The 15,961-nt window shown below is 43.9% G+C and carries 8 protein-coding genes; 4 read left to right on the plus strand and 4 right to left on the minus strand.

Annotated features, from left to right (window positions below; genetic code table 11):
• Nucleotides 1-2: 2 nt before the first annotated feature.
• Nucleotides 3-4,223: an acyl-CoA dehydratase activase gene (locus B9A32_RS03640; RefSeq protein ID WP_084067028.1), complete on the plus strand. Its 4,221-nt coding sequence runs from the start codon at nt 3-5 to the stop codon at nt 4,221-4,223.
• Between the two features lie 458 nt (nt 4,224-4,681).
• On the opposite strand, the gene B9A32_RS03645 is transcribed toward B9A32_RS03640, so the two are convergent.
• The 3 genes from B9A32_RS03645 to B9A32_RS03655 all read right to left on the minus strand — a co-directional run bounded on the left by B9A32_RS03645 (nt 4,682) and on the right by B9A32_RS03655 (nt 10,407).
• Nucleotides 4,682-7,156 carry a DNA internalization-related competence protein ComEC/Rec2 gene (locus B9A32_RS03645; RefSeq protein WP_084067029.1) on the minus strand — a complete coding sequence of 825 codons (2,475 nt, stop codon included), beginning with the start codon at nt 7,154-7,156 and terminating at the stop codon, nt 4,682-4,684.
• A gap of 251 nt (nt 7,157-7,407) precedes the next feature.
• Nucleotides 7,408-8,658, minus strand: a complete 1,251-nt coding sequence (murA, locus tag B9A32_RS03650) for a UDP-N-acetylglucosamine 1-carboxyvinyltransferase (protein ID WP_084067030.1) — start codon at nt 8,656-8,658, stop codon at nt 7,408-7,410.
• A gap of 21 nt (nt 8,659-8,679) precedes the next feature.
• Nucleotides 8,680-10,407: an AAA family ATPase gene (locus B9A32_RS03655; protein WP_084067031.1), complete on the minus strand. Its 1,728-nt coding sequence runs from the start codon at nt 10,405-10,407 to the stop codon at nt 8,680-8,682.
• A 480-nt stretch (nt 10,408-10,887) separates the two neighbouring features.
• Here B9A32_RS03655 and B9A32_RS03665 point away from each other — a divergent pair, with 480 nt between their 5' ends.
• From B9A32_RS03665 to B9A32_RS03675, 3 genes are read left to right on the plus strand one after another with little or no spacing between them, the layout of a single operon-like run.
• A complete protein-coding gene (locus B9A32_RS03665; protein ID WP_084067033.1) occupies nt 10,888-12,366 on the plus strand; it encodes a sensor domain-containing diguanylate cyclase in 1,479 nt (492 codons plus the stop codon).
• A 45-nt stretch (nt 12,367-12,411) separates the two neighbouring features.
• Nucleotides 12,412-13,755: a TIGR03013 family XrtA/PEP-CTERM system glycosyltransferase gene (locus B9A32_RS03670; protein WP_084067034.1), complete on the plus strand. Its 1,344-nt coding sequence runs from the start codon at nt 12,412-12,414 to the stop codon at nt 13,753-13,755.
• Complete coding sequence (locus B9A32_RS03675) at nt 13,739-14,191, plus strand: PilZ domain-containing protein (RefSeq protein ID WP_084067035.1); 453 nt, start codon at nt 13,739-13,741, stop codon at nt 14,189-14,191. Before B9A32_RS03670 ends, B9A32_RS03675 begins: the two co-directional genes overlap by 17 nt.
• 224 nt (nt 14,192-14,415) lie before the next feature.
• On the opposite strand, the gene B9A32_RS03680 is transcribed toward B9A32_RS03675, so the two are convergent.
• The gene (locus B9A32_RS03680; protein ID WP_084067036.1) at nt 14,416-15,492 is read right to left on the minus strand and encodes a sigma-54 interaction domain-containing protein; all 1,077 of its coding nucleotides are present in this window, start codon (nt 15,490-15,492) and stop codon (nt 14,416-14,418) included.
• Between the last annotated feature and the right edge of the window lie 469 nt (nt 15,493-15,961).

A 15,961-nucleotide genomic window follows, 5' to 3' on the forward strand; every position in this document is an offset into this window, starting at 1 on the left:
CCATGGAATACGCATTTAATATTCTTGGCATTGACATTGGATCTGTGTCCGTATCCGTTGTCGGTATAGACAATAAAGGAAATATTTTTCTTAAAAAGGCTGTGGCCCATCAAGGAGACGTTGTGCAAGGGTTGAAAACAGCCCTTGGTTCCATGGCGGTCCACCCATTTTCAGCCATCGCCGCCACCGCCGCCACCCCGGACATTATCAAAAGGGATGCCGCCTATGACGAGCAGGTTGCCATCATCCGTGCCGCAAAAAAACGTCATGGCGCACCGGGCGCCATCCTCAACGTGGGCGGGGAAAAATTCAGTCTAAGCCTGTTTGACCCCACAGGCAGATATGCAGGCTCCCGGAACAACACCTCCTGCGCTGCCGGTACCGGCAGTTTTCTGGATCAGCAATCCACCCGGCTGGGTCTGTCAGGCCCCGAAGCGTTGAGCCGGGCCGCCTTTGAAAACACCCGGGAGATTCCAGATATTGCCACCCGGTGCGCTGTTTTTGCCAAAACCGATCTTATCCATGCCCAGCAGGAAGGTTTTTCTGTGCCCCAGATTTGTGACGGCCTGTGCCGGGGGCTTGCCAGAAACATTGCCAACACCCTTTTTACGGAAAAAAAAATCCGGGAACCCATTATTTTTTGTGGCGGGGTTTCCCGGAATCTTTCGGTGAAAAAACACCTTGAACAGATTATTGAGGCCCCCCTTATCAGCGATGAAAACAGCCATCTTTTCGGGGCACTGGGGGCAGCCCTGTGCCTGGCAGATGATATTCAACAGGGTATTTTTACCCCTCTGAACAGCCATGGATACAATACCATGGAAGATATGTTGGTTAAAAGGAGCCAACAGCTGCAAAAACACTTTTTTCCACAACTGAATCTAACCCTTTCCACCTACCCGGATTTCAGTGCCCACACCCATTTTGTGGAAAACGGGGTGGAAAATGACATCTACATGGACCCTGCCCGTATGAACACCTGCCACTGTTTTCTGGGTATGGATGTGGGTTCCACCAGCACCAAAGCTGTCATTGTCACCAAAGAAGGGGAAGTGATGGCCGGTTTTTACACACGCACCGCATCAAGACCGGTGCAGGCGGTGCAGGCCATTTTTAAATCCATTGACGCCTTTATCTCCACCCATGAACTGACCATGGAAATCATGGGATGCGGCACCACCGGATCAGGACGAAAACTATCCTCTGCCATCATGGGAGCCGACCTGGTACTGGATGAAATCACGGCCCATTCCAGGGCTGCCTTTGAGCTCACCCCGGAAGTGGACACCATCATTGAAATCGGTGGACAGGACGCTAAATTCACCACCATGAAAAACGGAGTGGTCACTTCCTCTTTCATGAACACCGTGTGTGCCGCCGGCACCGGCAGCTTTATTGAAGAGCAGGCGTTAAAACTGGGCTGCCCCCTGGAAGATTACTCCCGCCGGGCCGAATCTGTTTGTTCCCCCATCTCAAGCGACCGCTGCACTGTGTTCATGGAACGGGACATGAACCATTTTCTATCCGAAGGATACAGTGTGGACGAAGTGCTGGCATCGGCCCTGCATTCGGTGCGGGACAATTATATGAGCAAGGTGGCCACCCAGGCCAGAATCGGTGACACCGTTCTTTTCCAGGGAGCCACCGCCAAAAACAGAGCCCTGGTGGCCGCCTTTGAGCAGTTATTGGAAAAACCCATCCATGTTTCCCCCTATTGCCACCTCACCGGTGCACTGGGGGTGGCCCTGACACTCAAAGATCAGCCCCCGCAAAAAAGTTATTTCCGTGGATTTAATCTCTGGAAGCAATCCCTTCCCGTGCGCCGGGAAACCTGTCAACTGTGCACCAACCATTGCAAGCTTACCATTGTCACCATTGAAAAAGAGACTGTGGCCTTTGGGTTTCTCTGCGGCCGGGACTACAACACCGATCATTTTGTGCCTCCCAAAAACCATTTTCATCTATTGCGAAACAGAAAAAAAGGGGTGACCCTGCCCCACCCCACCCCGGAGACATCCGCCTTTACCCTGGGTATTCCTGCGGCCCTTTATCTGGTGGAAGATCTCAACTTCTGGAAAATATTTTTTAATTATCTGGGCATTAAAACCATCACCAGTGAAAAAATGAAATCACCGGTGACCCAGGGACGGGCCATTGCAACGGCAGAGTTCTGCACCCCAGTGGCGGCCCTTCACGGCCATGTGTCATACCTCCTTGAAAAGGCGGATCAAGTTTTTCTTCCCTATTACTTTGAACAAAGAATTCCAGACAAAAAAATACGACGACAATACTGCTATTACACCCAGTATATGCCCTCAGTGATTGCCTCCCTGGGTGACATTGATGAAAAACGCCTCATCTCTCCGGTGGTGAAATATCTTCACACCGCCTTTCATACCAAAATGGAATTGTACCGGGCCCTGAAAAAGATCCCCAATGCCCATTTTAGTTTTTTTGATGTGGCATCGGCCCATGAAAAAGCCCTGGCATGGAAAAAGGGAAGTGCACAGCAGTTGAAAGCCATGATGATCCGCCAGCAGAATCGATCAACTGACATTGATGTTCTTCTGGTGGGAAGACCCTACACCATTTTATCTGAAACCCTTAATGCAGGCATCCTGGATATTTTTGCCTCCATGAAGGTCAATGCCTTTTTCCAGGATATGCTGGATATGGAACAGCATAATTTTGATGCCATTGAGCCCCTGCTCCGGGAAATCCATTGGAAACATGCCGCCACCATCCTCAAGGCCACCCTGGTGGCGGCCCGGACAGACAATCTTTTCCCCGTGTATATAACCTCTTTTAAATGCTCCCCGGATGCCTTTGCAGTGGGATATTTTAAAAAAATCATGGAGGCCCATAACAAACCCTATCTGGTACTGGAGCTGGACGAACATGACTCCAGCGTGGGGTATGAAACCCGCATTGAAGCGGCTGTCCGGGCCTTTCGCAACCACAGGCAAACCATGGATTCACCACCGCCGGTGTCCCTTTCCCATGTCAATCCCAAATTGGATGACAACATGTCGGACAAAACCATTGTCATGCCCAACTGGGATCCCATCACCGGTAAATTTCTGGCAGCCGTACTCCGGGGGGAGGGATACAACGCCATTCTCATGGAGGAAACCACAGATACCATTAAAAAAAGCCTTAAAACCAACACCGGCCAATGTATTCCCTTAAATGCCATTGCCGCAGGCTATGCCCAGACCATAAAGAACCATGACCTGGACCCCGGGCGCACCGTATTGTGGATGAGCAAATCCGACATTGCCTGCAATATCAAACTGTACCCCCATCACATCAAAACCATATTAACGGACATGGGGGCTGATTTTGGTAAGGCAGGGGTGTATAAAGGCGAGCTTTCCTTTAGTGATATTTCCATGAAAGCAGCCTTGAATGCCTATTTTGCTTATATGTTCGGTGGATTAATCCGAAGTCTTGGATGCACCATTCGACCCTATGAAATCCAAAAAGGAAAGACCGATGCCGCCATTGCCCGGGCCGTGGACATACTGACCAAGGTCTTTGAAGACAACCAATCCAAAGAAAAAGCCTTGGCCCATGCCCTTGAACCCTTTAAGCACATCAACACCCATGTGGAACCGGGACGTCCCAAGGTGGGTATTTTCGGGGATTTCTATGTCCGGGACAATGATGTCATGAGCCATGACTTGATTCATTTTATTGAAGCCCATGGCGGTGAAGTGGTGACCACCCCCTACTACCGATTTGCAAAAATGATTGCCAGTTCTTATTTTAGAAAATGGTTTAAGGAAGGAAAATATAAAAGTCTTATTTCCGGCAAAACCCTGCTCACGGCCATGAATCTCATGGAAAGCAAATATTATCGATATTTTGAACCTCTGTTCAACGCCCCGGATACCGCCTATGATGATCCCTTTGATAAAATTCTGGCCCAATACGGTATTTTACCGGAACACACCGGAGAATCCATGGATAACATATTAAAAATCCATTACACCTTAAAGGCCCACCCGGATCTGGCTTTATTTGTCCAGACAAGCCCGGCCTTCTGCTGTCCCGGCCTTGTCACCGAAGCCATGGCTTCATCCATTGAAAAACACAGCGGGGTTCCCATGGTGAGCATCACCTATGACGGGCTGGGGGGCAATCCCAACCGAGTTATTATTCCATTTTTGAAATACGCCGGAAAAAATGGAAGCCCAGAGGGTCAAAGGGTATCAATGTAAGCAGCCGGTCTCCCATGGTTTAATTTACCGAATATAACTGGGGCAGACCTTGTTCTGGCCTCGGTCTGCCCACAACAAATATAGGGTCGTAGACGCGGAGCCAAATGGTATTATACCGCCGCCCCCCCGACGGGCAATGGGCCCGGACCGGAACTGTAGACAGCTCAATTGTCCGGTTCCTATTGCCCGTCGGGGGGGCGGCTCTGCCTTAGCTTGCCTTGGAGGCTGCATTGTATATAACTGCCATGGGCAAACCATATTCTGGCCTTGGCTGCCCACAACAAAGCTTGAAAGCCCCCCCCTGATTTGCGGAGTATTTCATATAAAAAAACCCACACGAATATTGGCATGTTTCATTTTCCAGTTTACACTTTCCAGACAGATATATCCATTTCCCGGAAAAACTTGATAAAAAAGTGTAAACTACTTTTGAAGTTGTATGAAAGATGCCCGAATATTTATTTAATTTGTGGAAACTTTGATTTTTCCCGGGTGGTTTGGATATGCCAGGTTGTGCCGTGGGAAACAATGCATACGGCTCCATCCCGGTCGGTGCGTAAAAGGGGAATTTTTCTTTTCCGGTATCTTTGCACCACCCGGGCATGGGGAAATCGAAAACGATTGCGCCACCCACAGGAGACAATGGCCATCTGCGGTTTAACCCGGTCAAGAAAGGTCGGGGTACTGGAGGTTGAGCTGCCATGGTGGGGCACCAGAAGAACGGTGCTTCTCAAATCTTCAGCCCAGGTGGGCAAAGCTGAAACATCAACCTCCCGCCGGGTCATGATATCCCCGGGAAAAAGCATGGAAAAATCCCTGAATTCAACCCGCATCACCAGGGAGTTGTCATTGTAATTTTTCTGTTTTTTTCTCCCATCCGTCTTACCGGAAAATCCAGGAAAAAATTCCAGGCTCCCCCCCTTGTCCATGGGTATCATCTCTCCACGGGGATCAACCCTGTGAATGGTGACGTTCCTGGAGCGTACCAGCGCCATGAGGCGCTGATATCCTTTTGTTTGGCGACTGTCTTTATTTTTATACACCACCTTGACCCTGAAATTTTCAAAAATGTATAAAAGCCCGTTCATGTGATCGGCCTCGGGATGGGTAAGCACCACACCGTCCAGGGTGAGAATATGTTGCCGCCACAGATAAGGGGCCACCAGATACCTCCCCGGATCAAAAACAGCATTGCTGGAAAAACCGCCGCCGTCCACCAGAAAACAGCGCCCCCCGGGCATATGAACAAGAGCACTGTTGCCCTGCCCCACATCCAGTACCGTGATCTTAAGAGATGGATTAAAAAAACGATTTCGAATATCCAGCCCCGCTTTGGCAAGAACAAAACAAAAAACTGTTATTCCCACCAGCATCCCCCATTTTTTCCATCCCCGGAGCATGAGATAAATGGCCCCCATGGCCAGATACCAGGCCCCAAGGTAAACCATATCCGGGGTCACCGTTCTTGACCACGCCCAAGGGAACTCACAAACCCGTGATAGAAAGGCAATGCAGGGGGTTGCCATGGCACCTGCCATTACAAGACAGCCATTGCAAAAAAAATCGGAAACGGGAAACAGCAACAAAGATAAAAGTCCCAGGGGGAGTACACCGAATCCCACCACAGGAATGGTCACCCCATTGGTGAAAATCCCCATGAAGCTTGCCATATTAAAATAATGCATGACCAGGGGCTGGGTACCGGTAATGGCCAGCAGGGAAACCAGAAAAAACAGTACTATTTTATTGAAAACAAGTTGGGCAAAGGAAGGAAATCCATGACGGCGGGCCAGATCAAGCCCTGCGATGATAAAAAACACGGCAACAAAGGAGAGTTGAAACGAGATGGAAAAAAGCGCCCCGGGCCGGGCAAGCAAAATGGCGATACCCGCCGCAGCAAGAGAGTTGAGCACGCTGTTTTCCCGCTCCATGGCAAATGAAAACATCACCACGGACACCATGAGCAACGCCCGCTGGGTGGCCGGGGAGAACCCGGAAATAAGGGCATAACCGGACAAGGGTAAAAGCGTCATCAAAGCCGCTGTTTTGCGGGCAAGGCCCCGGAGCAGAAAGGGCGTAAAAAGGGAAAAGAATTTCTGAAAAAGAAAAAAGAACAGCCCGGCAACAATGGAAAGATGGAGACCGGAGACAGCCAGAACATGTGAAGCACCTGATCGGGAAAAGGTATTTTGAAGATCTGTTGTGAGCATCTTTCTTTTTCCCAGCACCAGGGCATTTAAAAGGGCTGCACTGTCTTGATCCTTCACCGTTGATTGAATATGTAAAGAAAAATCATTTCTCACACGGGCAATCCCACGGATAAAGCGGGTCGTCCATGGATATGTTTCCCGATTTTTTTCAAGGGAAAAATCGGGCCCCCGGCAATACAGGGAGGCCATGATACCTTTTCGTTTCATGAAACGAACGTAATCAAATCCACCGGGATTGGCAAAGTTCCGAAAGGGCCGAATGCGTCCTTTAACCCTTACCATATCCCCGTAAGCAGGTAAAAAAGCTGAATCCCTGACGGTCACTTTCAGACGTCCCGTGGATTTTAACAGTGCTGTTGCACTTTTTCCCGCAGCTGTCACTGTAACAACAATGCTCTTTCTCTTTTCAGGAAACAAGCTCACCACTTTACCCACCACCCACACCTTTCCCTGGTTTTGGTGTGATGAAATATGATGTAACGGCACGGATGGGTACTCAATCCTGTGAATGAGCAATGCGCCCAATAAAAAAAAGAAAAAGCCCTTGGACCACCTGGCGGGCTTCTTTTTAACTGTTTTAAAAAAAAGCCAAATGGCCACAGGAATGAGCAGATAAAAATAGACAAAGGCCCCTTCTTTAAGAATCGTACCGCTGACAATACCAAGGCAAAGCAGACAACACAGGGGAACAAGGGGAGGCACATTGTTTTCTTTAAATGTCATTCCATGAAAAACTCCTGTGCATCTGTCAATTTTGAAGGTGGTATTGTATCATTTTTACCAGTGCCCCAGACAAACTTAGGGAGTCAGCAATTTTTAATCTACCGTTTATTCGGGGTCTCATTCACGGAAAATAACAACCACCGAGTATTAAATGGTAAATTAATAAGGTCTGAGTCCCTTAGTTGGGATTACGTAGATATAAATACCAGGGGACCAGGAAAAATGGATAAAACCAAAGCACGCCAGACACTTTATACCCTGCGGATGTCTGCCCCCAGGGATGCCAGCTTTTTCTCAATGGCTTCATATCCCCGGTCAATGTGATACACCCGGTTGATGGTGGTGGTCCCCCTGGCGGCAAGTCCTGCAATAACAAGGGATGCACTGGCCCTTAAATCCGATGCCATCACCTGGGCACCTGACAGCGCTTCCACCCCCCGCACCATGGCGTAATTTCCCCCGGCCAGGGTAATGTCTGCTCCCATACGCTGTAGCTCATTGACATGGATAAAGCGATTTTCAAAAATGGTTTCATGGACCACGCTATTGCCCCGGGCCAGGGACATGAGCACCATAAACTGTGCCTGCATGTCCGTGGGAAACCCTGGGTAGGGAAGGGTTTTAATATCAGTACAACCGATATTTTCAACCCCCTGCACCCGAATTCCTTCGGAAGAGATATCCACATGGGTGCCGGTCTGCCTCAACTTGTTAATAATGCCGCCCATGTGTTCGGGATCAGCGCCCTGAACCAGCACATCCCCCCGGGTGGCCGCCGCAGCCACCAGAAAAGTACCGGCTTCAATTCTGTCGGGTATGACACGAATCGTTGCAGGCTTCAGATGATCCACCCCATTAATTTTGATCACGGCGGTCCCGGCCCCCTGAACATCAGCGCCCATGTCGTTAAGGGCGTTGGCAAGTGCCATGATCTCCGGCTCCCTGGCACTGTTTCGCAAAACCGTGGTTCCCCTGGCCAAGGTGGCGGCCATCATGAGATTTTCTGTACCGGTGACCGTGGGAATATCAAAATAAATGTCATTTCCCTTAAGTCTTTCCGCCGTGGCAATGATGTCACCATGATCAATCTCAATGGTGGCACCCATGGCCTCCAACCCCTTTAAATGAAGATCAACAGGGCGGGCTCCAATGGCACACCCACCGGGCAATGATACCCGGGCCTTTCCAAATCGGGCCACCAGCGGGCCCAGCACCAGAATGGATGCCCGCATTTTTCTGACCAGATCGTATTCCGCAGCCACTTTGTGAACATCTGAGGCATCAATGGACACAGTGTGCCCATGGCCTTGAACATCGGCACCAAGATCTTTTAAGAGCAGTTTGATACTTTGAATATCCATGAGGTCGGGAATATTGGTGAATGCCACTTTTCCTGGAACCAGAAGGGCTGATGCCAAAAGGGGTAAGGCTGCATTCTTAGCGCCACTTACAACCACCCGGCCCTGGAGTTTCTGTCCGCCGTTTATTTCTATTTTCTGCATATTCTTTCCTTTCTTGGAGAGTTAATTTAAACCATCCAAAAAAAACATTTCAACGCGTCTATTTTTCCAACGTCCTTCAGGCGTATCATCTTTTACAAAATTTTCATTTGCCCCTTTGGCTTCTACAATAATCTGTTCAGGTTTAACCCCTTTACCGATCATATATATTTTAACCATATTGGCCCTGAATTTTGACAGTTGAAGATTGTATGATGGACTTCCAATGGAATCTGAATGACCTGTGATTTTTATTTTTTGAGATTGGTCATGACACAATATATCCACGAATTGTGAAATTTCATTACGTTGGGCATCAGACAAATCATTGGAATTGTATTTAAAATGAATTACTTTTTTCTGGGGAAAATTTACTATTTCTTGAATTTCATTTTGAGATGTATCTACTGGGGCAATATCAACAAAAGGTGTATCAAATAATGTGGATGAGTTATCTTTCTGAGAAATCGATCCCTTTTCTAAAACAGAGGGGCTTGAGGTTTCTTCCTCGGACGGGGATGTATTAGAAGGTATTGAAAATATTTCCGGCGTTATCTCACTGGAATCTTTTTCTATCTTATTCTCAATATTTTCCAATGCATGCTCATTTTCCTTGTTATCTATTTTTGTTAAAAAGTGAAGCATATCATTTCCATTGCCTGAAAATAATGTAAATTTTGATATTTTACCTGGAAAGTAGAAAAAAGACAAAACACACATCAGCAATAAAAATATTCCGACAAAAATCAAAAGTCCTTTAAACCAAGACTTTTTTGCACCCTCTACGATAATTGAACCTTCTTGTAGCAAAGTGTCATCCACCGTTTCTTGGGAAGGCAAAGGTTCATCATCAGAAGAAAAGACACTTTCATCTTTCTCGGTTTGTTTCAACGCTTCACAAGATTGTTCCAGTGGTTCATCGGAAGTTGTGTCCTCTTTTGTGGAAAACGGGGATAATTGCAACTCTTTTACGCATTCCAAAACAATATGCTCATCAATTATCCTTTTATCCTGGACAAAACCTGTTAAAAGAGCAAGATCACAAAGTATATTTATCAATCTGGGATTACCACCAGAATAACGATATATCATTGAAAATGCCTCAGCGTCAAACAAAGAAGCAGTGGTTCCGGCAATTTTCAAGCGATGTTGAATATATTGTTCCAAATCATTTTCATCAAGCGCACTTATGCGACAACTAAAGGTAAGTTTTTGTTTTAAGGAACGATTGGGATGCTGTGCCACAATCAGTCTAAATTCATCCTGACCCACAAAAAAAATATTTATTAATTTCGCATTCTGCCTTTCAATATTGGAGAGCATGCAAATTTCCTCCAGAACATCCATGCTCAGCCTCTGTGCTTCATCAATAATAAGTAATACCCGTTTTTTTGCCACATATGCCTCATTCAAAAACCGGGTAAACTGAATGAGAAACTCTCCTTTGGATTTAAATGTATGATCCAGGCCAAAAAGAAAAGCTATATGATTAAATAAGTCCAAAAGACAAAGCCCAGGATCACTCAACACTCCAAACATCACGGTATCATTGAGTCGATTAACAAAAGAATTAATTAGAGTAGTCTTTCCACACCCCACATCCCCTGTTAAAAGCAAAAAACTCTTATTTTCGTAAATACCATATTTAAAAGTCGCCAAAGCTTCTTTATGTGTTTCTCCCAGCCACAAAAACCTGGGATCCGATGTAATTTGGAAAGGACTACGCTTCAACCCATAATGTGAAAGGTACATAACCAACACCCATTCAATAACGCTTCATTTTTAGTAAAACTGCCCTTGTTTGTACATAACCAAACCCCAGAAATTTAACAAGCAGTATTTTAAAAGACTGAAAAGTGTCAAGCAAAGAAATTTGATATCTCCAAACTCCAGACAGCAACTTTCGGGCTTCATTTCAAAGCTGGCATTTTTATCGGACAAATGAAACCCAAAACAAACAATATAAATTCCAAAAATGACATAAAACACAAAAATAAAAATTCTAAAAACCGTGAACTCTCCTATCAAGGGACAAATCTAAAGCCATGGTAGAACACATGGAAATACTTGCAATTTTAAATTTTTTAACATAGAATTTAAAAAAAATTTATATGCCACCCCATCTTGGATCAAAGGAATACATCCCTATCTAAAATAGATTCTTAGACTTTTATAAAAAAGAAAGTCTTTTGAAATCACAAAACTATCAATGCAGAAAAAAAGGAACCCACATTGCCCGATCAGAGTTTCCAACATATTCTGGATCTCCTACTCAATGTCATACTGGATGTAATGAAAAGTAAAAGCGGGTCCATCATGCTCACCGATGGAAACACTCCAGAACTAACCATTAAAACGGCAAAAGGTCTAAAAAAAGAAATTATAGAAGCCGCCAGGGTCCGTCTTGGAACAGGCGTATCCGGCAAAGTGGCAATAAATGACATCCCCCTTTACATTGATGGAGTCAACAATAACCGTAGAACATTTATTGATGACAAAGACCTGATCAAAAAAAAGAGTGATCATTCTTTTATTATCCCCATTCGATTGGGTCACGGCGCCATTGGAACAATCAATGTCAATGCCATGGATATCCCCCAAACAGAACTGGCGGAAAAACACAAAATGATTAAAGGTATTGTGAGCAAGTTCTATGAACATCTTATCCAGGCCGAAATAAAACCGTCCCATCATACGCCGCCATCCCAGCTTTATATGATGAATATTTTCAGGGAATACAACACACTACGGGAACTTAGAATTGTTTTTGACTATATTTTTCAAATCATTACAGATGTGAGTGGTCTTCAAAAAAAAGGCGTTTTTTTCCTTAAAAACAAAGAGTCAAACTATTTTGAGCTGGTACTGGGATATGGGTTTGAAGCTCTCAATTACAACAACCTTTATGAAGAAGTGGTACCATCGATCCAAGCCAAAGTCTCGGATTCAGCAAATTTCATGGAAATTTTTAATAAAGCAGAACTGTCATTAAAAACATCAACGTTTTTCAAAGAAAAATTTATTGTGGTTTTCCCAATGCTCTCCCCGCTGGAAAAAAAAGCAGCCATGGGACAACTTATTCTTTTCAATAACGAAAAACCGATCATTGAAAAAAAACAAAAATTATTATTAAAAGACATCTGTACCAGGGCCGCAGAAACAATTTACACCTCCAATGCCAACCAAAGTTTTCGAGATTTCACATATACCGATAGTTTGACCGGAACATACAATTACGGATTATGGTGGAAACGGCTTAACGAAGAATTCAGCCGCATTCACCGAGAAAAAACAGGTAACATGGCTTTGCTGCTTCTGGATGTTGACAGGTTCAACCGTATCAATCAAATTCATGGATATTATGCTGGGGACCAAATGCTTCGATGCATAGCAGACAAGATTGTAATCTGTGTCCGTTCCAATGATATTGTGGGCAGAATAGGGGGAGAAAAATTCGGAATTATTCTGTTACAGGCATCGAAAACATCAACCTTGATGATTGCCAAAAGAATTCTCAGCGCTGTTGAAAAAATTTCTCTTGAAATGCGTTTAAAAATAAAGGATACCATTACTCTAAGCGGAGGAATCTCTGCTTTCCCCGTGGATGCAGACACCCCGGAAACTCTCATTGAAAAAGCCCAAACTGCACTTATTTCTGCCAAAATCATGGGGGGGAATAAAATTAAACTGTTTGAACACATGGAGGAATGATCCATTATTTTTTCAACACGCACTCCCCTTGGAACTCTAAGTATTATGTTGGTGGACCTTACAATCGTCTACGTTACTTTTGGTATCATTTCCCCCTTTTTATCATCATACCAGAGTTCCACACTCCATCCAGGAAGCATGGAAGGCAACCTTGTCATATTAACATTCATGTTCATAACCATAATTGTCCTTCTGACTTGCAACCTTTACATGGCCACTGAATTTATCTATTTATCTGACCTGATAAAGAAAACCATCCCTGGCTTTTTTTTAACGCTTTTCTTTATGGAAACCTTCTTTTTATTTTCAAACACATTTTTTTTAAGTAACGCTCATCTGATTCTTTGCTTGACCTTCACATTTACAACAATTTTTGTATTTCGATGTATTGTCTTTTATTGCCTCCCCTACAACCGTGAAAAAATTCTTATCCTGGGCATCACATCTCAAGCATCTGAAATTATCAAAGAATGTCTAAATAAAAAAATAGTGGGTTTTGAAGTCATGGGGTTTGCAACCAGCATCACCTCCCAGGTTGGGCAAAGCATTCAGGATATTCCAGTTCTGGATACCATGGACAAACTGGAATCCATCCTCTCCAAACATACCATTGACACAATTGTGGTCACACTTAGAAATCGACGGGGAAAACTTCCAGTGCACGAACTGCTCCAATGTAAATTCAAAAATATCCGTATTCTTGAGGGAACTCAGTTCTATGAAACAGCCCAAAGAAAGCTCCTCATTGATGACTTTTTCAAACCCAGCTGGTTTATTTTTGAAAATGGATTTTATCGAACCTCCCTGCATCTTGCGTTTAAAAGAATACAGGGACTGATCATTTCATTTTCCCTGCTTATTTTTCTGTCTCCGATTTTATTTATCACTGCCGTAATGATAAAAATAGAATCTTCCGGCCCAGTGTTTTATTTTCAGGAAAGGGTGGGTAGAAACGGCAAAAAATTTAAACTTATTAAATTTCGATCCATGACGGTTACGGCAGAAAAAGAATCTGGCCCAATTTTTGCTTTAAAACATGATACGCGGATCACCCGAATAGGACATTTCATACGCAAAATTCGCTTGGATGAAATTCCTCAATTTATTAATATTTTCAAGGGAGATATGGACCTTGTGGGTCCCAGACCAGAAAGGGGAGTATTTGTAAAAGAGCTTGAAAAAAAACTTCCATATTATCATTTACGCCATGCTGTCCGCCCTGGGTTAACCGGATGGGCTCAAGTAAATTATCCCTATGGAGAAAATTTTGAAGATAGCAAAGAAAAACTTAATTATGATCTTTACTATGTCAAACACCTATCTTGGCATCTGGATCTTCATATTCTCTTGATGACCATCCGCGAGGTACTTTTTGGTAAAGGCCGCTGAAAGTCAAACACATCATTTTTTAACCTTGATGGCAGGTATGAGTGGGAAAATAAACATGCAAACATCTAAATTCACATTCTTTGGCAAAGATCGTCGTAAATATAAAAGGATTGCTTTAAAACAAGGCGCCTATGCAGCCATTAGCCCCAATTCATTCAAAATAGGCCAAATAAAAAATATCAGCAGAGGAGGACTTTTATTTAATTACCTTGCCCCAGAACATCCCCCCCAAGCCCAAGTTGAAAATCACCTTTTTTTAAGCAGCTCAAATGCCTATGTCAGCAAACTCCCCTTTAAAAGTATCAATGATCGCCCAGTTCATTCCTGTGAAACAAATGAAAATCCTTCCATGAGAGAAAGAAGTATTGAATTCGGCAAATTAACTTTACTCCAAATGATAATACTCAACAAGTACATCGTTATCAACCGCTTATGACAAAATACAACGACCTTGTTTCTTGTATAACTCAACTTTCGGGCTTCATTTCAAAGCCAGCATTTTTAAATGTACCGATGGGGTCAGTGTGCCGACGGGGTCAGGCTTTTGTTATTGATGTTATCGACCAAGGCCTTTGCCAACGAAAAAAGCTTCGATAATGTCAATAACGAAAGCCTGACCCCACCACGAACATAATAAAGCCCTCTCATTTCCCTCTTAGACTACTGTTTAGATGGTGGGACAAGATTTAATTCATTTATTTTTGTCAGCAATGTCTTATAACTAATCTTCAATATTTTTGAGGCTTTCACTCGATTCCATCCGGTCTGATCAAGCACATAAGCAATAATCTCTTTTTCCACTTGCTGAACAACTTTTTTACGAATTTGTTTCAAAGAAATTTTTTCATTATTGATGTCAGCCCCATCTAAAATTTCCAATAAAATTGGAGAAAAAGGGATAGATTGAATAGAATCAGAGATCACAGGTGCATTGATTTTTTTTGAATTTTTTAAAGTATTTTTATCGAGCAGCGCCTTTTCCGGAATTTTACTGTCGATTAACTCTGTAATAACCTGTGACCAGTCATTAATCACGCACTGTTTCTTAATAGTATTCTGCAATTGACGAATATTCCCCGGCCAGTGGAAATCGCATAAAAAAGACATAACTTCAGCATTTGGGGGAAGAACGTTTCTATTTGGAAACCGTTTAATATAACGATTCATAAAATGAGTGATTAAAAGAGGAATGTCTTCTGCTCGATGCCTTAAAGCTGGCACATGAATTTTAATAATATTAAGCCGATAAAAAAGGTCCTCACGGAATTTTTTTAAGGCGATCTGAACTTCAAGATCAAAGTTAGTGGCAGCAATCACCCAGGCATTTGAAGTGACATCCTTTTCTGCTCCCAAAGGGAAAAAACGCCCCCCCTGAAGTACATGAAGAATTTTGGACTGAAGGGACAAAGGCATATCACCAATCTCGTCCAAAAATAAAACACCTTTATGCGCTATTTGAAATTTTCCTCTTCGATTCACCTGGGCACCGGTAAAAGCCCCCTTAATATATCCAAACAATTCACTTTCCAAAAGATTTTCCGGCAAGGCAGCACAATTCACCTGCACAAAAGGGTTGCTTCTCCGGGGAGAGAATTGATGAAGTTTTCGTGCCACAACCTCCTTTCCCACGCCAGTTTCCCCTGTAATCAATATGTTCAAACCGGTATCTGCCACACATTTTATGTAATGACGGATTTGAACAATTTGTTTACTGACACCCACAAGAGGTTCTATCATACGAATATTTCACCATTGTAAATCAAAATTTGAATCATTTCAAAATTGTCCAAACTTCGTCTTTCCATAATTTTTCGGTCTTTTTTTGTTTGCCGCACCCATCTACACCAGAAATATAGATCAGGGGCCGTTAAAAAACAAACTATGCAAAAATCTCTGACGGAATCCCCCAATGGGCAACAGATACAATATATAGGTAGTTAATTTTTCAACAAGCCCTTAATATATTACTCAACTTTCGGGCTTCATTTCAAAGCCAGCATTTTTAAATGTACCGATGGGGTCAGTGTGCCGACGGGGTCAGGCTTTTGTTATTGATGTTATCGACCAAGGCCTTTGCCAACGAAAAAAGCCTCGATAATGTCAATAACGAAAGCCTGACCCCACCACGAAATGCGAACACCGAAAGTTGAGTATGTTATTAATAGAAATAAAAATCCACCCGTAGTGATTTTACATGAAATACTCC

Origin of the sequence: Desulfocicer vacuolatum DSM 3385 (assembly GCF_900176365.1) — a bacterium.
Taxonomy (GTDB): Bacteria; Desulfobacterota; Desulfobacteria; order Desulfobacterales; family Desulfobacteraceae; genus Desulfocicer; species Desulfocicer vacuolatum.

What these genes read in the sequence shown, in the direction of transcription:
- B9A32_RS03640 (WP_084067028.1), top strand. Translation starts at nt 3, where the DNA reads ATGGAATACGCATTTAATATTCTTGGCATTGACATTGGATCTGTGTCC.
- B9A32_RS03645 (WP_084067029.1), bottom strand. Translation starts at nt 7,156, where the DNA reads ATGACATTTAAAGAAAACAATGTGCCTCCCCTTGTTCCCCTGTGTTGT.
- murA (WP_084067030.1), bottom strand. Translation starts at nt 8,658, where the DNA reads ATGCAGAAAATAGAAATAAACGGCGGACAGAAACTCCAGGGCCGGGTG.
- B9A32_RS03655 (WP_084067031.1), bottom strand. Translation starts at nt 10,407, where the DNA reads ATGTACCTTTCACATTATGGGTTGAAGCGTAGTCCTTTCCAAATTACA.
- B9A32_RS03670 (WP_084067034.1), top strand. Translation starts at nt 12,412, where the DNA reads ATGTTGGTGGACCTTACAATCGTCTACGTTACTTTTGGTATCATTTCC.
- B9A32_RS03680 (WP_084067036.1), bottom strand. Translation starts at nt 15,492, where the DNA reads ATGATAGAACCTCTTGTGGGTGTCAGTAAACAAATTGTTCAAATCCGT.